The sequence below is a fragment of the Ancylobacter koreensis genome, from assembly GCF_023016525.1.
Taxonomy (GTDB): Bacteria; Pseudomonadota; Alphaproteobacteria; order Rhizobiales; family Xanthobacteraceae; genus Ancylobacter; species Ancylobacter koreensis.
Genome location: NZ_JALKCG010000004.1, coordinates 38,838 through 55,751, shown reverse-complemented (window position 1 = coordinate 55,751; position 16,914 = coordinate 38,838). Strand labels below are relative to the sequence as shown.

General features: G+C 68.3%; 17 protein-coding genes. 8 read left to right on the top strand and 9 right to left on the bottom strand.

Annotated features, from left to right (window positions below):
* Nucleotides 1-61: 61 nt before the first annotated feature.
* The 4 genes from xoxF5 to MWN33_RS11690 all read right to left on the bottom strand — a co-directional run bounded on the left by xoxF5 (nucleotide 62) and on the right by MWN33_RS11690 (nucleotide 4,782).
* Nucleotides 62-1,867, bottom strand: a complete 1,806-nt coding sequence (xoxF5, locus tag MWN33_RS11705) for a lanthanide-dependent methanol dehydrogenase XoxF5 (protein ID WP_247200912.1) — start codon at nucleotides 1,865-1,867, stop codon at nucleotides 62-64.
* A gap of 370 nt (nucleotides 1,868-2,237) precedes the next feature.
* Nucleotides 2,238-3,191, bottom strand: coding sequence for a quinoprotein relay system zinc metallohydrolase 2 (locus tag MWN33_RS11700; RefSeq protein WP_247200910.1), 954 nt, complete (start codon nucleotides 3,189-3,191; stop codon nucleotides 2,238-2,240).
* An 84-nt stretch (nucleotides 3,192-3,275) separates the two neighbouring features.
* Entirely contained in the window at nucleotides 3,276-3,680 is a 405-nt protein-coding gene (locus MWN33_RS11695; RefSeq protein WP_247200908.1) for a c-type cytochrome, read from the bottom strand.
* Between the two features lie 184 nt (nucleotides 3,681-3,864).
* Nucleotides 3,865-4,782, bottom strand: coding sequence for a hypothetical protein (locus MWN33_RS11690; RefSeq protein ID WP_247200906.1), 918 nt, complete (start codon nucleotides 4,780-4,782; stop codon nucleotides 3,865-3,867).
* A 184-nt stretch (nucleotides 4,783-4,966) separates the two neighbouring features.
* On the opposite strand from MWN33_RS11690, the gene MWN33_RS11685 reads away from it, so the two are divergent.
* The 3 genes from MWN33_RS11685 to MWN33_RS11675 all read left to right on the top strand — a co-directional run bounded on the left by MWN33_RS11685 (nucleotide 4,967) and on the right by MWN33_RS11675 (nucleotide 6,704).
* Complete coding sequence (locus tag MWN33_RS11685; RefSeq protein WP_247200905.1) at nucleotides 4,967-5,689, top strand: carbonic anhydrase; 723 nt, start codon at nucleotides 4,967-4,969, stop codon at nucleotides 5,687-5,689.
* 176 nt (nucleotides 5,690-5,865) lie between these two features.
* The gene (locus tag MWN33_RS11680; RefSeq protein WP_247200904.1) at nucleotides 5,866-6,222 is read left to right on the top strand and encodes an ArsR/SmtB family transcription factor; all 357 of its coding nucleotides are present in this window, start codon (nucleotides 5,866-5,868) and stop codon (nucleotides 6,220-6,222) included.
* On the top strand, nucleotides 6,219-6,704 hold the full coding sequence (locus tag MWN33_RS11675; protein ID WP_247200901.1) for an SRPBCC family protein: 486 nt from the start codon (nucleotides 6,219-6,221) through the stop codon (nucleotides 6,702-6,704). The genes MWN33_RS11680 and MWN33_RS11675 overlap by 4 nt, the downstream gene beginning before the upstream one ends.
* A gap of 19 nt (nucleotides 6,705-6,723) precedes the next feature.
* On the opposite strand, the gene tam is transcribed toward MWN33_RS11675, so the two are convergent.
* A complete protein-coding gene (gene tam, locus MWN33_RS11670; protein ID WP_247200900.1) occupies nucleotides 6,724-7,506 on the bottom strand; it encodes a trans-aconitate 2-methyltransferase in 783 nt (260 codons plus the stop codon).
* A gap of 148 nt (nucleotides 7,507-7,654) precedes the next feature.
* Between tam and MWN33_RS11665 the strand changes: the two genes are divergently transcribed.
* Genes MWN33_RS11665 through MWN33_RS11655 form a run of 3 tightly spaced genes read left to right on the top strand, consistent with a single transcriptional unit; the run spans nucleotide 7,655 to nucleotide 9,248 of the window.
* Nucleotides 7,655-8,071 carry an ester cyclase gene (locus MWN33_RS11665; protein WP_247200899.1) on the top strand — a complete coding sequence of 139 codons (417 nt, stop codon included), beginning with the start codon at nucleotides 7,655-7,657 and terminating at the stop codon, nucleotides 8,069-8,071.
* An 8-nt stretch (nucleotides 8,072-8,079) separates the two neighbouring features.
* The gene (locus MWN33_RS11660; protein WP_247200897.1) at nucleotides 8,080-8,727 is read left to right on the top strand and encodes a TetR/AcrR family transcriptional regulator; all 648 of its coding nucleotides are present in this window, start codon (nucleotides 8,080-8,082) and stop codon (nucleotides 8,725-8,727) included.
* A 53-nt stretch (nucleotides 8,728-8,780) separates the two neighbouring features.
* Complete coding sequence (locus tag MWN33_RS11655; RefSeq protein WP_247200896.1) at nucleotides 8,781-9,248, top strand: c-type cytochrome; 468 nt, start codon at nucleotides 8,781-8,783, stop codon at nucleotides 9,246-9,248.
* Between the two features lie 64 nt (nucleotides 9,249-9,312).
* On the opposite strand, the gene MWN33_RS11650 is transcribed toward MWN33_RS11655, so the two are convergent.
* Nucleotides 9,313-12,813, bottom strand: a complete 3,501-nt coding sequence (locus MWN33_RS11650; RefSeq protein ID WP_247200893.1) for a PAS domain S-box protein — start codon at nucleotides 12,811-12,813, stop codon at nucleotides 9,313-9,315.
* A 371-nt stretch (nucleotides 12,814-13,184) separates the two neighbouring features.
* Between MWN33_RS11650 and MWN33_RS11645 the strand changes: the two genes are divergently transcribed.
* A complete protein-coding gene (locus tag MWN33_RS11645) occupies nucleotides 13,185-13,598 on the top strand; it encodes a DUF2934 domain-containing protein (RefSeq protein ID WP_247200892.1) in 414 nt (137 codons plus the stop codon).
* Nucleotides 13,599-13,654: 56 nt separating this feature from the next.
* Here the strand turns inward: MWN33_RS11645 and MWN33_RS11640 are convergent, their stop codons facing one another.
* Entirely contained in the window at nucleotides 13,655-14,164 is a 510-nt protein-coding gene (locus MWN33_RS11640) for an SDR family NAD(P)-dependent oxidoreductase (protein WP_247200891.1), read from the bottom strand.
* Here MWN33_RS11640 and MWN33_RS11635 point away from each other — a divergent pair.
* A complete protein-coding gene (locus tag MWN33_RS11635) occupies nucleotides 14,152-14,862 on the top strand; it encodes a LysR substrate-binding domain-containing protein (protein ID WP_247200890.1) in 711 nt (236 codons plus the stop codon). The genes MWN33_RS11640 and MWN33_RS11635 overlap by 13 nt on opposite strands.
* Nucleotides 14,863-14,884: 22 nt before the next feature.
* Here the strand turns inward: MWN33_RS11635 and MWN33_RS11630 are convergent, their stop codons facing one another.
* Together MWN33_RS11630 and MWN33_RS11625 are read right to left on the bottom strand one after the other, a co-directional pair.
* Nucleotides 14,885-15,679 (bottom strand): SDR family NAD(P)-dependent oxidoreductase, encoded by a 795-nt coding sequence (locus MWN33_RS11630; protein ID WP_247200886.1) that lies wholly within the window; start codon nucleotides 15,677-15,679, stop codon nucleotides 14,885-14,887.
* 30 nt (nucleotides 15,680-15,709) lie between these two features.
* Nucleotides 15,710-16,909, bottom strand: coding sequence for an arabinose transporter (locus MWN33_RS11625; protein WP_247200885.1), 1,200 nt, complete (start codon nucleotides 16,907-16,909; stop codon nucleotides 15,710-15,712).
* Nucleotides 16,910-16,914: the final 5 nt, after the last annotated feature.

Below are 16,914 nucleotides of genomic sequence, written 5' to 3'. Positions count from 1 at the left end.
GCCAGGCCCCCCGCAGCGTCTCGGGAAGGGCGGGCTCCCTTGGGAAGCCCGCCAACCATGCTCAGTTCGGGATCGCGAACACCGTGAGCTGACCACCGAGGTTGGTGTAGTTCGACAGGGCCGCATAGCCGCCCACCGCCCCCAAACCGGCGTTCGGGTCGGTCAGGCCGGCCGCCAGGCCGATGCCCGCCCAGCCACCGACACCCGACAGGATGGCGATGTATTGCTTGCCCTTGTGCTCGTAGGTGGTGACGTTGCCGATGATGCCCGACGGGGTCTTGAACTTGTAGAGTTCCTTGCCCGTCTTGGCGTCGACCGCCTTCAGGTAGCCTTCGAGCGTGCCGTAGAACACCACGTCGCCGGCAGTGGCCAGAGCGCCCGACCACACCGAGAAGGGCTCGGGGAGCGACCAGACGATCTTGCCCTTGGTGTTGTCCCACGCGATGAAGTTGCCCATGCCGCCATGGCTGTTCGGCGCCGGGAACATCGAGAGGGTCGCACCGACATAGGGCTGGCCCGCAGTGTAGCTGACGCGGAACGGCTCGTAGTCCATGCAGACGTGGTTGGTGGGGACGTAGAACAGGTTGGTCTTCGGCGAGAAGGCCGCCGGCTGCTGGTCCTTGGTGCCGAGCGCCGCCGGGCAGATGCCCTTGGTGTTGACGTCTTCACCCTGCTGAGCCGTCGAGTACTTCGCCACGACCTGCGGCCGGCCGAAGGTCGGGCTGTTCTTGTCCATGTCGACCTTGGTGGCCCAGTTCACCGCCGGATCGAACTTCTCGGCGACGAGCAGTTCGCCGGAGACGCGATCGAGGGTGTAGCCGAAGCCGTTACGGTCGAAATGGGTGAGCAGCTTGCGCGGCTGGCCGTTGAACTGCTGATCCGTGAGGATCATCTCGTTCACGCCGTCGAAGTCCCACTCGTCATGGGGGGTCATCTGGTAGACCCACTTGGCGACGCCGGTGTCGGCGTCACGCGCCCAGATGGTCATCGACCACTTGTTGTCGCCGGGACGCTGGGCCGGGTTCCAGGTCGAGGGGTTGCCCGAGCCGTAATAGACGAGGTTGGTCGCGGGATCGTAGGAGTACCAGCCCCAGGTGCAGCCGCCGCCGATCTTCCACTGGTCGCCTTCCCAGCTCTTCAGCGAGGAATCCTTGCCGATCGGCTTGCCGAGCGCCGTGGTCTTCTCCGGGTCGACGAGCATCTCGTCGTCGGGGCCCATCGAATAGCCGCGCCAGACCTGCTTGCCGGTCTTGGTGTCGTAGGCGGTGACGTGGCAGCGCACGCCGAACTCGCCGCCCGAGATGCCGACGATGACCTTGTCCTTCACCGGCAGAACGGTGGCGGTGTTGGTCTCGCCCTTCTTCGGGTCGCCGTTGACCACCGACCATTTTTTGGCGCCGGTCTTGGCGTCGAGCGCGACAAGGGTGGTGTCGGCCTGGTGCAGGAAGATCGTGCCGTCGGCATAGGCGAGACCGCGATTGACCGTGTCGCAGCACATCACCGGGATGACGTTCGGATCCTGCTTGGGCTCGTACTTCCAGATGATCCTGCCGTCGTTGTTGAGATCGAGGGCATAGACGATGTTCGGGAAGGGCGTGTGCACATACATCACGTCGCCGATGATGAGCGGACCGCCCTCATGGCCACGCAGCACGCCGGTCGAGAAGCTCCAGGCTACCTGAAGCTTGCCGACGTTGCCGGCGTTGATCTGGTCGAGCTTGGAATAACGGGTGTTGGCGTAATCGCCGGTCTGGATGCCCCACTGCTTGGGGTCTTTGATGATGTTCGTCAGCCCATCATTGGCCGAAGCGGGCCAAGCGTAGGCCGCCACAGCAGCCAGCGCTGCCGCCGCAATTATCTTGCGCATGCCTATTCTCCTCCTGAACGATCCTCCGGGACCGATCATGCCGATCGACCCGTCGCGGCTTGTTTGCCGTTCTGACCTTTTTGTCCTCGGCAGCGTGTCACGACCGGCTGGGGGAGAAACAGCCGGATCTCACGGGGGCGCCTCGCCCCAAGCTGGCCTACGAACCGGGTCGGGGCGAGCCCCGATAGCCGTTGAAGCCGAAGACGAAAACGAGGCTAGTCCGAATTGCAGGGGTTCGCAATAAGAACTCTTAGAGAACACGAACCTATTATAATTTTGCTGCGACAGCGAAACAAAATACAATATACCAGATTCAAATACTTGATTTCACCTTACCGGGCGACCCATACGATGCTGCATCGCAGCACGCTCATTCCCACTCCAGCTCGTGGTAGGCGGCGATCGCGTTGCGCGGGTTGAACTCGTCGAACAGCGCCCATTCGTTGCGTTCCGACTCCGCCGCCAGCGCCGGCGCCTCGCCCATCGGCCGCCCTTCGGCCAGGATGCGGCGCACATCGTCCCGCAGCACGGTAAGATAGCGCCGCTCGGCCTCGCTCGCCTGCGGCCAGGGCACCGCCGCCGGCCCGTGGCCGGGTACCGCCCGCGCCGTCGGCTCGGCCGCGAGCGAATCAAGCAGCTTCAGCCACCCCATGAGACTGCCGTCGAGCGTCGGTATATGGCCGACGAAGAGCAGGTCGCCCATCACCCGCGTGCCGGTCGCCGGGTCGAACACGGTGAGATCGTTGTCGGTGTGCGCCGTCGGATGGGCCACCAGTTCCAGCGGGCGGCCACCGAGGTCGAGCGTTATCCGGTTCTCGACGAGAAGATCGGGCAGCACGATCTCGGTGCCCTGCGCCTCCTCGCCCAGAAGGCGCCGCGCCTGCGCCAGATAGGTCTCGGCGCGTTGGGAGAGGGCGCGGGGAAGCTTGTGATGGCCGACGAAACGCGTCCCCTCCCCCACGAAGGCGGCGTTGCCCAGCGTGTGGTCGGGATGCATGTGCGTGTTAATGACGTAGCGCAGCGGGCGGTCGGTGACGCCGCGCACGGCCTCCTTCAGCCGCGCACCGGCCAGCCGGCTGTTGCCGGTGTCGACCACCGCCGCCGCCTCGTCGCCGACGATGAGCGTCGCATTGGCGATGGCGCCGTCATTGTCGGGCGCGGCCAGCGCATAGGGTGCGCGGTAGACGTGGATACCGGGCGCCACCGTCTCGAAAGGCAGCGGCCCGGCGGGAGGTGCGGCGAAGGCACGGCTCGCCACGCTTCCCGCGACGGCGGCGCCGAGCGCGAGGAAATGGCGGCGATCCAGTCGGGGAAACACCGGCATGGCACCAGGGCGTCCGGCGCGGCGGCCAACAGGCGGTTCCGGCCGGCAGGCCCGCCGGAGCCGGCAGGCCGCCGCAGCGGGACGCTACTTCTTGGTACCGTCGGCGTTGAACTGGTCGAGATAGGCTTCGAGATCGGCGCGGTCGGTCTCCTTCGGCAGACCGGCGAACACCATCTTCACGCCCGGCATGTAGGCCTTCGGATTCTCCAGATACTTGGAGAGGATCTCGGCGGTCCACACGTCGCCCTTGGCGTTGTGCTCCTTGAGCGTGTCGGAATAGTTGAAGCCTTCGACCGAGCCCATCTTGCGGCCGACAATGCCGTTCAGCTCGGGGCCGACCTTGTTCTTGGCGCCCTCGCCGACCGCATGGCAGGCCATGCACTTCTTGAAGACGTTGGCGCCCTTGGCGGGATCGCCGGTGGGGCTCTGGGCCAGCGCGGCGGTGGAGCCCAGCGCGAGCAGGGCGGCAGTGATGACGAAGCGGTTCATGGCGTCCTTCCGAGGCAGAGGTTTTTCCGGCACCGTCAAGCGCGGCACCTTTCGCGCGGCGCATAGTGTAGCGCCCCGTTAGAATGATCCTAGACGGCCAAAGGTCCAGCCCGCACGGTGCATTTCGTCGCGGGGGCGCCCTCGCGCCCCGACGGCGGAAACCCCTGCCGGCGGTCGCGGCGCTTCAACCGCGCGGCACCAGTTCCCACATCCGCTCGAAATGCACCATCTGCCAGGCCGACCAGCGCTCGAACTGGGCGAGGAAATCCTCGTCCATGGAAGCGATCTCGCCGGCCGCGCCGAGGGCGAACCAGCCGCGCTCCTCGGCCTGCGCGAACAGGCTGCCGACATGGGCGGGAGAGACGCGGAACCGTTCGGCCAGCGCCCGCCGACCGAGCGGCACTCCCTCCGGCGCCCCGGCCACCGTCGCGGCGTAGTGGCGCCCGATCACCGCCGCCAGCATGGGATAGCCGCAGTCGCGCAGGGTGAAATGCAGCACGGCGGGAAAGGCGTGCAGGAGAGTGCCGTTCTCCAGCACATAGGCGGCCGAGCGGCTGATGAGGCTGCCGAGCCGGTCGGGATCGGCAAGCGCGGCGCCACGCCCCGGAGAGCGCGCCTCCACGATGTCGGTGGCTTCCACGAAGAGCCGCTGCGAGCGTCCGATCTCCGCGATCACCCGCTCGGTCGGGCGCAGCAGCGTGGCGCGCCGGTCGTCGGGGTCCGGTTCCACCTCGACGAGCCGTCCCGCCCTCAGCGCGGCGACGAAGCCGGCGGTGTGGCGCGGGCTGCCGCCCGCCGCCCGCTGGAGCGCCGCGAGCGTCGGGGCGGGTCCGCCACGCTCGCGCCAGGCGTAGTAATTGTGGATCAGCATGAAGCAGACGAGATAGCGCCCGAGCTGGTCGAACAGCTTGTAGTAGGGCCAGTCGAGTGCCGCGCCGGTCGCCATACCGTGGCAATAATGCGCCAGCGCCAGCCGCAGGCGCGGGTGGGCGAGCAGGCGCGTCGCCTCCTCATCAAAGCCCGGGGGGAGTTCGGCCGCCGGCCGGCGGGTCGGCGCGGCCGCCTGTTCGCCCGCCGCCGCACTGGCATCCCGCCTCGGCAAGTCTTCACCCCCCGCAATAGCTGCAAAGTTTGGGCTGGCCGGCCCTTCATCCGTAGAAATACTGGGCAACGGACGAAAAACGGAGGTATCCATGCGGGGTACGCTCGCCGGCGCGCCGGTGGCGTGCCACCGCGCCCGCGTGCCGTCTCGCCGTCCAGATCCGTCGACCCGAGAGGAAACCCGCATGTGCACCGACCATCGTCTCAGCCTGTCCCGCCGCCGGACCCTCGGCATGGGTCTCGGCCTTGCCTCCACCGCCTTCCTCGGCGGGCTCGCCCTGCCCGCCTTCGCACAGACCGACATCGCCACGCCGCCCAACGCCATCAGCCCCGACGAGGCGCTCAAGCGCCTGCTCGACGGCAATGCGCGCTATGTCGCGAACACGCCGGAGCAGAAGGATTTCACCGCCGGCCGCGCCGCCCGCGCCAAGGCGCAGTATCCGTTCGCCGGGCTGGTGAGCTGCGCCGACTCGCGCGTCGCACCGGAACTCGCCTTCGATCAGGGGCCGGGCGAACTCTTCGTGGTCCGGGTCGCCGGCAATTTCGTGAACGATGACGGGCTGGCCAGCCTCGAATACGGCGTCAAGTTCCTCGGCGTGCCGCTGATCATGGTGCTCGGCCACACGAGCTGCGGCGCGGTCGACGCCACCATCAAGGTGGTGAAGAACAATATCAGCCTGCCCGGCCACCTCGACGACCTCGTCGGCCACATCAAGCCGGCCGTCGAGATCGCGCTGAAGCAGAACCCCGACAACCCGCTCGACGCGGCCATTGCCGAGAACGTCCGCTACAATGTGGCGGAGCTGAAGAAGGCGACGCCGATCATCTCCGAGTTCGTCGAAAGCGGGAAGATCAAGGTCGTCGGCGGCCTCTACGACCTCGCGAGCGGCAAGGTCAGCCTCATCTGAGCGACCCGGCGGCCCGTCATCCGGCCGGGCCGCCGCCCTCTTCACCACCTTCCTTCCGGTTCGAGGAAACGCCGCTTCCCGGCGGCACTGGTCGCGCACCGCATAACTTAGGTATTGACCTAAGTATTATCTGCCGGTAGGTAAGTGGCCGACAACATCGGCACACACGGCCTTCCATGCAGCCTCAAACCTCCGCTCCGCCCGCCGCCGTCATCGATGGAATCTTCCGCGCCCTCGCCGATCCCACGCGCCGCGACGTGGTGCAGCGGCTGACCGCCCGGCAGGCCTCGATGAGCGAGCTTGCCGCGCCCTACCGTATGGCGCTGCCCTCCTTCCTTGAGCACATGAAGGTGCTGGAAGGCTGCGGGTTGGTGCGCTCGCGCAAGGTCGGGCGGGTGCGTACCTACCAGCTCGAAACGGCCCAGCTCAAGGTCGCCGAGGACTGGCTCGGCCGCCAGCGCACGCTGTGGGAGCAGCGGCTCGACCGGCTCGACAGCTATCTGCTTTCCATGAAGGAGGAGACGCCCGAATGACCGCCCTGCTCGCGACCTTCGACCCCCGCTATGACCTCAAGCTGGAACGCGAGATCGACGTGCCTGTCGACCTCGTCTGGAGGGCCTGGACCACGCCCGCGCATCTGCGCCAGTGGTTCGTGCCCAAGCCCTGGACCATCGCCGACTGCGAGATCGACCTGCGGCCCGGCGGCATCTTCCGCACCGTGATGCGCTCGCCGGAGGGCGAGGAACACGACAATTCCGGCTGTTTCCTCGACGTCGTGCATCACGAGCGGCTGGTGTTCACCGACACGCTGCTGCCCGGCTTCCGGCCGTCGGCCAAGCCCTTCTTCACCGGCGCGCTGCTGCTGGCGCCCCTTGGGAGCGGAACGCGCTACACGGCGTTCGCCATCCATGGCGACGCGGAAACACGCGATTCGCACGAGAAGATGGGCTTCCACGACGGCTGGGGCACGGTCGCCACCCAGATGGTCGACTACATCAAGTCCGGCGCGCTCTGAGCGGCCGGCGCGCGCCGCCTCAGCCGGGGCGGCGCGCCACGATGAACAGGCGCGGGAAGCGCAGCAGCAGCGTCCCGCCCTCATGGTGCTCGTAGCTCGCGTCGATGCGCTCGATATAGCTATCCACGAAGGCCTTGCGCTCGCCGTCGTCGAGGCGGTCGAGATAGGGCTTCAGCCCCGTGCTCTTGAACCATTCGGCGATGGCGGACGCCCCTTCCATCGGGTGCACATAGGTGGTGCGCCAGATGTCCACCGTGCAGCCGGCGGCGCGCAGCCAGCGGTAATAGTCGTCGAAGGAACCGAGATCGGCCTTCGAATCCTTGGCGCCGCGCAGTTTTTCCGCCCACGGTCCCGCATCGGCGATCTCGCGCATGGCGACGTGCGAGGGCTCATGGTGATTGTCCGGCATCTGCACCGCGAGGCAGCCGCCCGGCGCCAGCGCCTCCGTCAGATGCGGCAGAAGCCGTTCATGGTCGCCGAGCCATTGCAGCACCGCATTGGCGAAGACGAGATCATAGGCCCGCGCGGGCTGCCACGTCGCGATATCGCCGAGATGGAAGGTGAGGCCCGGCAGGCGTTTGCGGGCTTTCTCCAGCATGTCCGGCGAGGAATCGAGCCCTTCCACCGCCGTGCCGGGATAGCGCGCCGCGACAAGTTCCGTGCTGTTGCCCGGCCCGCAGCCGATGTCGATCGCCGTGCGCGGCGCGACGAGCGGCACCCGCGCCAGGAGGTCGGCGGAAGGGCGCGTGCGCTCCGCCTCGAACTTCAGATACTGCGCGGCGCTCCAGTCATTGGCGGTCATCGGCGCACTCCCTGCACGTTGGTCTCCCTGCCCTAGCACGGCCGGCGGCGCGGGCGCCAACCTCCGGCACGCACCCCATTGACACAGACGTCGCTAAATGAGAAATACGTCTCACTTTGATCCAACCGTGTCATCACGAGACCCTGCCATGCCCCTTACTCCTGCCCTTATGGACGCCAAGATCAACGAGCATTTCGCCTTCGAGGCGAATGACGACGTAGAAGGCGTCCTCTCGACGCTGACGCCCGACTGCGAGCACGATGTCGTCGGCTGGCCGGCCGGCCCGTCCTTCGGCCACGAGCCGACGCGCGGCTTCTACGAGACGCTGTTCGCCGACCTCGCCGACGGCAGCGCCACGCCGATCCGCCGGATGTATGGAGAAAACTTCCTCGTCGACGAGACGCTGTGGAGCGGGCGCGCGGTCGGCCGCCCCTTCGGCATAGAGGGCGGCGGACGCCCGCTCGAATTCCGCATGCTGCACGTGATCGAGTTCGCGTCTTCCGGCAATATCAGCCGCGAGCAGGTGTGGCTCGACGTTGCCGCCATCCTGCGCCAGCTGTCGTGAGCCGGACGATGGCCGAGGCTAAGCCGCGCGAGCGGTCGAACCAGCATTACCGCACCCGCAAGGACCTTCTCGCCGCCGCCGCGCGGCTGATGAAGGAAGGGCGCAAGCCCTCGCTCGAAGAGGTGGCGGAGAACGCCCGCGTCTCGCGCGCGACCGCGTACCGCTATTTCCCGAACCTTGAGGTGATGCTGGCGGAGGCTTCGGTGCACATCGCCATGCCGGAGGTGTCCGGCCTGTTCGACGGCGACGACACCACCGACCCGACGGCGCGCGCGCTGAAGGCCGAGCGGGCGCTGCACCGCATCGTCTACGACAACGAGCCGGCGCTGCGGGTGATGCTCGCCTCCTCGCTGCTGGTGGAAAACAAGGCCGTGCCGGTGCGGCAGAACCGGCGTCTGCCGCTCATCGAGGCGGCGTTGGCGCCGGCGCGCGATGAGATGACCGACGACGATTACCGGCACCTGTGCGGAGCCCTGGCGCTTCTCCTGGGCCCCGAAGCCATGATTGTCTTCCGGGACGTGCTGCGGGTTGACGAAGTCACGGCACGGGATGTGAAAGAATGGGCCGTGCGAGCGCTCGTCCGGGCAGCGCTCGACGGTGACGTGCCGGGAAACGTGCCGAAAAGCCCTGCGCCGCCGGCGAGCCCGGCGGCCTGACGACCTTCAAAAATGGGGAGCGACCACAGATGAAAAGGAACGTGCTTGCAACGATGATTGCCTTCGCGGCCGGTGTTGCGGGGCTTCCCGCCGCCGGCCATGCGGATGCCAAGCGCGGCGCGTATCTCGCCGCCATCATGGACTGCGGCGGCTGCCATACGCCGGGCATCATGCTCGGCAAGCCGGATTTCGAGCGCGCGCTGAGCGGTGGCAATGTCGGCTTCCAGATCCCCGGCCTCGGGGTGTTCTTCCCGCCCAACCTCACTCCCGACGACGAGACAGGGCTGGGCAAGTGGAGCAAGGCCGATATCGTCAAGGCCGTGACCAAGGGCGAGCGGCCGGACGGGCGCATGCTGGCGCCCGCCATGCCATGGCACTCCTACAGCCAGCTGACGGCGAAGGACGCCGACGCGCTGGCGAGCTACCTCAAGTCGCTCAAGCCGATCTCGAACAAGGTGCCGGCGATCTCCGGCCCGAACGAAAAGCCCGGCGGGCTTTACCTCGTCGTCACCCAGCCCTGACGGGCGGGCGACCGGCCTGCCCCGGCGCATGGCGGGGCAGGTCTTCCCTCGATGAACGCGCTGCCTATCCCTCGATGATCTCGCGGATGCGCTTGGCCAGGACGTCCATGGCGAAGGGCTTGGTGATCATCGCCATGCCCGGTTCGAGGAAGCCGGAGGCCAGCGCCGCATTCTCGGCATAGCCGGTCATGAACAGCACCTTCAGCTTCGGCCGCGCCAGCCGCCCGCCATCGGCAACCTGCCGTCCGTTGAGGCCGGGCAAGCCGATGTCGGTGATCAGCAGGTCGATGCGCCGGTCGGACTGCAGGATGGCGAGCCCCGTCGGCCCGTCCGCCGCCTCGATGGCCCGGTAGCCGAACTCGCTCAGCACCTCGACGATCAGGCCGCGTACGACCGGCTCGTCCTCTACCACGAGGACGACCTCGCCGGCATCCGAGCCGGGCACGTCCTGCGGCCGGTCGGCGTCCTCCTCCGCCTCGTCGGGGCCGCGGTAGCGCGGCAGGTAGAGCTTCACCGTGGTGCCCTGCCCGAGTTCCGAATAGATGCGGGCATAGCCTTCGGACTGGCGGGTGAAGCCGTAGATCATCGACAGGCCGAGCCCCGTGCCCTGCCCGATCGGCTTGGTGGTGAAGAAGGGCTCGAAGGCCCGCGCCATCACCTCCCGGCTCATGCCCGCGCCCGTATCGGTCACGCAGATGCACACATACTGGCCGGGCTTCACATCGCGCTGGCGCGCCGCGTAATGGCTGTCGAGATGAGCGTTGCAGGTCTCGATGGTGAGCTTGCCGCCTCCCGGCATGGCGTCGCGTGCGTTGATGGCAAGGTTGAGGATCGCGCTTTCGAGCTGGTTCGGGTCGCAGCGCGTCAGCCACAGACCGGCCGCCAGCACCAGTTCCAGCTCGATGCGCTCGCCGAGCGTGCGCCGGAGCATGTCCTCCAGCGAGGAGACCAGCGGGTTGGCCCGCACCGGGCGCGGGTCCAGCGGTTGCCGGCGCGAGAAGGCGAGCAGGCGATGGGTGAGGGCCGCCGCCCGCTCCGCCGACATGCGCGCCCCCGCCAGCCAGCGGCTGAGGTCGTCGAGCCGGCCCTGCGCAATGCGGTTGCCCAGAATATCGAGGCTGCCGGATATGCCCTGAAGCAGATTGTTGAAGTCGTGCGCGATGCCGCCGGTGAGCTGGCCGACCGCCTCCATCTTCTGGCTCTGGCGCAGCGCATCCTCCACCGCGCGCTGGTCGGTGATGTCGCGGCCGACGGCATGGACGCGCCCGTCATGGGGCACCGCGCTCCACGCCAGCAGCCGGAACTCGCCGGGCTTGGTGCGGTAGCGGTTCTCGAAGGCATAGGTGGTGACGCCGGCGGTCGAGCGGGACAGCTCGCGCATGCTCGCCTCGACATCGTCGGGATGCAGGAAGTCGACGACGCTGCGGCCCACCATCTCCGCCTCGTCCCAGCCGAGCAGGCGCTGGGCGGAGGGATTGACCGCCGTGATCACGCCCTCGAAATCGCAGACCAGCATCAGGTCCTGGCTGATCGTCCAGAGCCGGTCGCGATCCTGCGCATAGGCCTCCTCGGTGCGCTTCTGCGCGTCGATCTCGGTATTGGTGCCGATCCACGCTGTGATGACACCGCGCGCGTCGAACAGCGGCACGGCGCGCGCCAGATGCCAGCGATAGACACCGGCGGCGTCGCGCAGGCGGAACTGGGTCTCGTAGGTCTCGCCCGAGGCGAGCGCCGCAACCCAGCGCTGGAGCGTCGCCGGCACGTCGTCGGGGTGCACGAGCCGGGTCCAGCCCTCCCCTTCGAGCGAGCCGCGCGCCGCGCCGCTGAAGGCGTAGACCTGATCGTTGAACCAGTCGAGCCGGCCGTCGGCGCGGGCGGTCCACACCTGGTTGGGCATGTTCTGCGCCAACGCGCTGAACTGCGCCTCGCTCTTCTCCAGCGCCGACTGGATGCGCCGGCGCTCGGTGACGTCCTGCACCGCGCCCACCATGCGCACGGGCCGGCCGTCCTCGTCGCGCTCATACTCGGCCTTGCGGGCGATGATGCGCAGCTCGCCGTCGTCCCTCCGGCGGATGCGGTATTCGACGTCGAGCGGGGCTTCGCCAGCCCGCCGCTTCGCCGGGCTGGAAATGATGCCGGCATCCTCCGGCAGAACCAGCTCCTCGACGGCCGAGGTCGGAATCTCGTCCGCCGGAGGGAAACCGAAGATGCGGCAGAACTCCGGCGTCGCGCTGATGAGATTGGCCGCGATGTCGACCGAGAACAGCCCGACACCCCCCGCCGCCTGAGCGCGGCGCAGATGTTCCTCGCTCCGCTGCAGCGCCATCTGCGCCCGGTATTCCTCGGTGCGGTCGCGGATGAGCTTGACGAAGCCGATCGGCGTGCCGCGGTCGTCGCGCAGCGGCGCCATTTCGCTGAGCCCCCAGAAGCGGTCGCCCGACTTGAGCAGGTGCCAGCGCGCATCATGGGCGCGGCCAGTCTCCAGCGCCTCGGCGCGCTTGGCCTCCGGCCGGCCGAGTTCGCGGTCCTCGGGGGTGAAGAAATCCGCCATCGGGCGGCCGAGCATCTCGGCCTCGCTCCAGCCGAGCATGCCGGCCGCACCCCGGTTCCACAGCGTGATGCACCCGTCAAGATCGGTGGCGACGATGCCGTAATCCACCGTGCTGTCGAGGATCTGACGGTGATGGGCCTCGCGCGCCCGCATCAGCCCTTCGGCGCCGGCGCGCTGGATATGTGCCCACGAACGCTCCGTGACCTCGCGGATGAGCGCCACCTCCTCTGCCGTCCAGCGGTGGGGCGCCTTGTCGTGCACCGCCATCAGCGCGGTGAGCCGTCCTTCCTTGACGAGGGGCATGCACACGGTGGCGGCGATGCCGATGGACTGGAAGGCCCGCGCTGCCGCCTCCGGCAATTCCACCGCATTGTCGGCGATGACCAGAGGTCGCCCGGCACGCAGCTCTTCCACTGCGCGGGCGCCGAAATCGGCGAGGCTGTAATGGCCGAGCAGGGAGGGCGATCCTTCCGCGTGCCAGTTGCCGCGAATGGTGAAGCCGTCCTCGTCCTCATCCATGTCGGCATAGGCGCAGCTCGACAGGCCGAGTTCCTTGGCCGTGAGCCGGGTGGTGATCGCCAGTATCTCGTCGGCGTCGAGGCTGCCGGCCACCGCCCGGCCGAGACCGTCGAGAAAGCGCAGCCGCGCCTCGCTCGCCTCCAGCGCCACGCGGGTGCGGTGAGCCTCCGTGACCTCGACGACGACGGCGATGACGCCCGCCGGCTGGCCGGTATCGTCGGCCACCGGCGAATAGTCGAGATTGAGCCAGACCTGCTCGGGCTCGCCAGCGCGGTGCAGGGTCAGGGGAAAGTCGCGGTAGCTCAGCGTACCGCCCGCGAGCCCCACGCGCATGACATTGTCGTTGAAGTCGGCGACCTCGGGCCAACCCTCGCGCACATTGGAGCCCAGCAGGCGGCTGTCGCGCCCCCCGGCGAACACCGAATAGGCGTCGTTGTAGATCATCACGCCCTGCTCGCCCCACAGCAGCACGAGCGGCACCGGGCTGGGGAGCATCAGGTTCACGGTGTTGCGCAGGCTGGGCGGCCAGCTAGTAAGCGGCCCTATCGGCGTTGCGTCCCAGGGATACAAGGCGATCCGCCGCGCCATCTCGCCGCCTCCGGCAAGAAAAGGATGCGCGGCAGGCCCGTCGATCTCACGGCGTTCAGGCCCCATTCACTCCCCCCGGGGCACCGGACACGCGCGCACTGGAACGCCGTCACTATACCCGACCCGCTCAAACGCCCGAATCCGTGAAAAGTTCCGGTACGCCGAGCGCAATGATAGAACAGCTTCGGGCTCGGAACACGAAAGCGCGCAATGGAGGCGGACGGCCGGAACGCCGCCCTTCCTCCGGACGTTCATGCCGCAGGAATCGGGAGATCACGATGGACGAGCGAGAACACCGCATCCGTGAACGGGCACACCGCCTGTGGGAAGAGGAAGGCCGCCCGGACGGGCGCGCCGACAGCCACTGGTTTCAGGCCAAGGAGATCGTCGCAATCGAGGAGGGGCGCCCGGAGGCGTTCCGACCCGTGGACGCCGCCGAGGCGCCGCCCGAGCCCATCGAGGCGCTGACCAATGCCGGCGAGTTCCCGACCTTGACCGATCAGGGTGAGATGCAGATCCCGCACCGCGCCAGTCCCGAGTCCGATACCGGCGGCGACAACGAGCCCGTCAGCGAAATCGAGACCATCCACCGCACGCTGGAGGTACCGGCGAAGCGGCGCCGCAAGACCTCCCCGGCCGGCGACCCCGAGGGCGCCATGAGCGGCAATGCCGGGCGGCGGATCAGAAGCTGAGGGTGCGCCGGCACGCCCGCCCTCGCGCGAGGACGGCGTGCCGGCACCCATGGCCTCTAAGCCTCGCCGGAGACGAACAGGCGGCGCGTCAACGCGCGATACGCCTCCTCCGAAGCCCCCCGCCGAGCCGCCAGCAGCGGGGCTATGTCGTTCGTTGGCGCATAGCGCAGCCGGTCGGTGCCGTCAGTGGCGGCCTCGAAGATCGCCGCGACCACCTTTTGCACCGCGTCGGCATCGGGTGCCTCGGCCATGCCGCCATAGACCCGGCCGATGTGCTCAAGGAACGGCACATAGTCTGCGACAGGCTGGAGGGTGGCGCCCTCGCCGCTCATTCGCGCGATGAACTTCGTCTGCGGCGCGGCGCCGGGCTCGACGAGCTTCACCCTGATGCCGAGGGAGCCCAGTTCATAGGAGAGCCCCTCCGACCAACCTTCCAGCGCGAATTTCGAGGCGCTGTAGATAGATGCCATCGGAAAGCCGATGGCTCCCGCGCCCGAGCTGACATTGACGATGGTGCCGGCGCGATTGGCGCGCAGATGCGGAAGCACCGCCCGTGCGGCCGGCACTTGCCGAAATCACCGAGGCCATCGAAGGCGTGCACGAGCTGCGCGACCGGCCCGCCGGGCTCATCCGCCTCAATGCGTCCACATGGGGCGCGGACCGGCTGCTGCCGATCATCGCCGGCTTCATGGCCGACTATCCCGACGTCCGCATCGACCTTGTGACCAATGGACGACTGGTCGACATCATCGCGGAAGGTTTCGACGCAGGACTGCGCCTTTCCTCCGTCGTGCCGCAGGACATGGTGGCGCTGCCTCTCGGCATCGAGGAGGCGCTGGTGATCGTCGGCGCCCCGGCCTATCTCGACTTCGCCGGCGTTCCGCAGACGCCGGGCGACCTTCTCGCCCACCAATGCCTCCGCGCCCGGCTGCCGAGCGGCGCGGTCATGGCCTGGCATCTCGGCAAGGATGGCGAGGGCCCGGAGGTAGACGTCACCGGACGCCTGATCCTCGGGACAACGGTTCTCGCGGCCAAGGCTGCGGCCGCCGGGCTGGGCCTCGCCTATGTCGAGCGCCGCGAGGCCGAGGCGTTCCTCGCCGACGGCCGGCTCGTCCAGGTGCTCGCGGACTGGACGCCGCCTTTCGACGGCGAGGCGCTTTACTATCCCCGCCAGCGCCATCCCTCGGCGGCGTTCCGGGCCTTCGTCGATTACGTGAAGGCCTGGAAGGCAGCCCGTCACGCCGCGGCTACCGCGCCGGCCTGACGCCCCTTGACCACGCCCGAGGTCACGCCGGCGCGACCGGCGGCGAAATCCGGGGCAACGCAACACCCGAAATCTCCCCGCAGATCGCGATCAGCCGATCCTGCAGGCCGGTATCGAGCGCCTGCGGGTTCGGCTCCATGCGCTTCATGTGATAGAAATACCGGCCCGTCACATCCGCTTGGGGATCGTCACCGGCCGCGAGCCAGGCCTGGGTGAGATGGGCCTGATCCATGTCGTCGGGCGCGCCGGGGCCGCCCATCCGGGTCGGTACCCAGCCGGGCTCCAGCGCATTGGCGAAGACGTCCGGCCAGCGGCGCGCGATGGCGAAGGCGAGCATGGCGTCGTGCAGCTTGCTCTCGGCATAGGCTTCCGAGCCGTTCCAGCGCCGCTTCTGCCACAGAATGTCGTCGAGATGGGCGCCGGCGTGGTGATGCATGCCCGACGAGAGATAGACCAGACGCTTCGGACGCTCGATCAGCGCCGTCAGCATATAGGCGGACAGCGTGTTGATCGCGAAGACGTGCGGCAGTCCGTCGGCGGTCAACCTGTGGGCCTCGCGATAGCCGACGGCGGCGTTGTGGATCACGGCGTCGAACGTGCCCAGCGCATTGACCTGCGTGGCGACCTCCCGCGTACCGGCGATGGTTGAGACGTCGCCCGTCAAGACCGCTTCGGCCTGCGGCAGGGCCGCGCGGGCATCGTTTGCGCGCACGGCATTGCGCGCGTGCAGCACGACGCGGTGCCCCCGCCGGGCGAGCCATTCAGCGGCCATCAGCCCGAGGCCCGTCGACGAGCCGGAAATGAAGATGCGGGACATGGGTATTCTCCTTGTCGCGATGATGACGGTTCAGGAACGGACGGTCCGGGCGGTGGCGACCAGGGCCGCACCGGCCAGGGCAGAGCCCGCGCCGAAGAGGTAGACGGTGGCGTAGCCGAAATGCCCGGCGATCACGCCGGCGGCGGGCCCCGAAATGCCGTAGGCGATGTCGAGGAACGCGACGAAGGCGCCCATGGCGCTGCCGCGATTGGCCGGCGGCACCCGCTTGAGCGCCTCGACGCCGAGCGCCGGGAAAACAAGCGCGCAGCCGAGGCCCGTGACCAGCGCGCCGGCGAGCGCCACGACCTCGTTGGGCGCCAGCCATATCGTCGCCTGACCGAGTGCCTCGATCGCCAGCGACCACAGCGCGACACGGTAGCCGCTCATGCGGTCGGGCAGCTTGCCGAGCACCACCCGCACGAAGATGAAGCCGGCGCCGAAGGCGGTCATGACGAGGCCGGCATTGTCCCAGTGGCGCGCCGCGAAATAGAGCGAGGCGAAGGCGGTCAGCCCGGACAGGCCGACCCCTTGCAGCATGAGGCCGAGGCCCTCGCGCCAGATCTGGCCGACGACCTTGTAGAAAGGCAGCCGCGGGCCGGCGGGCGTCACATAGGAGGTCTCGCGAACTGCGAGGCCGGCGGCGGCGAGCGGCGCGACGATGCAGGCGATCATCGCCGCCTCAAGGCCGGAGGTCTGGTAGAGCAGCATGCCGATGGGCGCGCCGATGGCGAGAGCGGCGAACATGGCGATGCCGGTCCACGACATCGACATGCCGGCGCGCTGGGGCCCGACCGAGGCGATGGACCATGACACGCAGCCCGTGACGAACTGGCTTTCGCCGAGACCGGCCGCGAGCCGGCCCACCACGATGATCGCCAGGCTGACGGAAGGCGGAAGACCGGGCAGCGCCGCGACGAGGTAGAGTAGGCCGGCGAGCGCGCTCACCACCGCGCCCTGCAGCGCGGCGCACCTGCCGCCGTGATGATCGGTCAGGCGGCCGGCATAGCCGCGTGTCAGCACCGTTGCGAGGAACTGGATGCCGATCACCAGACCGACGACGAAGGTGGAGAAGCCGAGCTTCTCGTGCACGAAGAGCGGGACCACCGGCAGTGGCAGACCGACCGCGAGATAGCCGCAGAACAGCGCCGCGATGATGCCCGGTGCCGGACGGGAAAGGATTTGCGGCGCGGCATCGGGCCGGCCCGCACCCTTGACGGCGAGTGCCGACATGAAGG

Bases quoted from the DNA above. Each gene is read 5' to 3' on its own strand.
- MWN33_RS11655 (WP_247200896.1), top strand. From the start codon at position 8,781: ATGATTGCCTTCGCGGCCGGTGTTGCGGGGCTTCCCGCCGCCGGCCAT.
- MWN33_RS11685 (WP_247200905.1), top strand. From the start codon at position 4,967: ATGTGCACCGACCATCGTCTCAGCCTGTCCCGCCGCCGGACCCTCGGC.
- MWN33_RS11695 (WP_247200908.1), bottom strand. From the start codon at position 3,680: ATGAACCGCTTCGTCATCACTGCCGCCCTGCTCGCGCTGGGCTCCACC.
- MWN33_RS11630 (WP_247200886.1), bottom strand. From the start codon at position 15,679: ATGTCCCGCATCTTCATTTCCGGCTCGTCGACGGGCCTCGGGCTGATG.
- MWN33_RS11680 (WP_247200904.1), top strand. From the start codon at position 5,866: ATGCAGCCTCAAACCTCCGCTCCGCCCGCCGCCGTCATCGATGGAATC.
- MWN33_RS11675 (WP_247200901.1), top strand. From the start codon at position 6,219: ATGACCGCCCTGCTCGCGACCTTCGACCCCCGCTATGACCTCAAGCTG.
- MWN33_RS11660 (WP_247200897.1), top strand. From the start codon at position 8,080: ATGGCCGAGGCTAAGCCGCGCGAGCGGTCGAACCAGCATTACCGCACC.
- tam (WP_247200900.1), bottom strand. From the start codon at position 7,506: ATGACCGCCAATGACTGGAGCGCCGCGCAGTATCTGAAGTTCGAGGCG.
- xoxF5 (WP_247200912.1), bottom strand. From the start codon at position 1,867: ATGCGCAAGATAATTGCGGCGGCAGCGCTGGCTGCTGTGGCGGCCTAC.
- MWN33_RS11645 (WP_247200892.1), top strand. From the start codon at position 13,185: ATGGACGAGCGAGAACACCGCATCCGTGAACGGGCACACCGCCTGTGG.
- MWN33_RS11625 (WP_247200885.1), bottom strand. From the start codon at position 16,909: ATGTCGGCACTCGCCGTCAAGGGTGCGGGCCGGCCCGATGCCGCGCCG.
- MWN33_RS11665 (WP_247200899.1), top strand. From the start codon at position 7,655: ATGCCCCTTACTCCTGCCCTTATGGACGCCAAGATCAACGAGCATTTC.
- MWN33_RS11700 (WP_247200910.1), bottom strand. From the start codon at position 3,191: ATGCCGGTGTTTCCCCGACTGGATCGCCGCCATTTCCTCGCGCTCGGC.
- MWN33_RS11650 (WP_247200893.1), bottom strand. From the start codon at position 12,813: ATGCTCCCCAGCCCGGTGCCGCTCGTGCTGCTGTGGGGCGAGCAGGGC.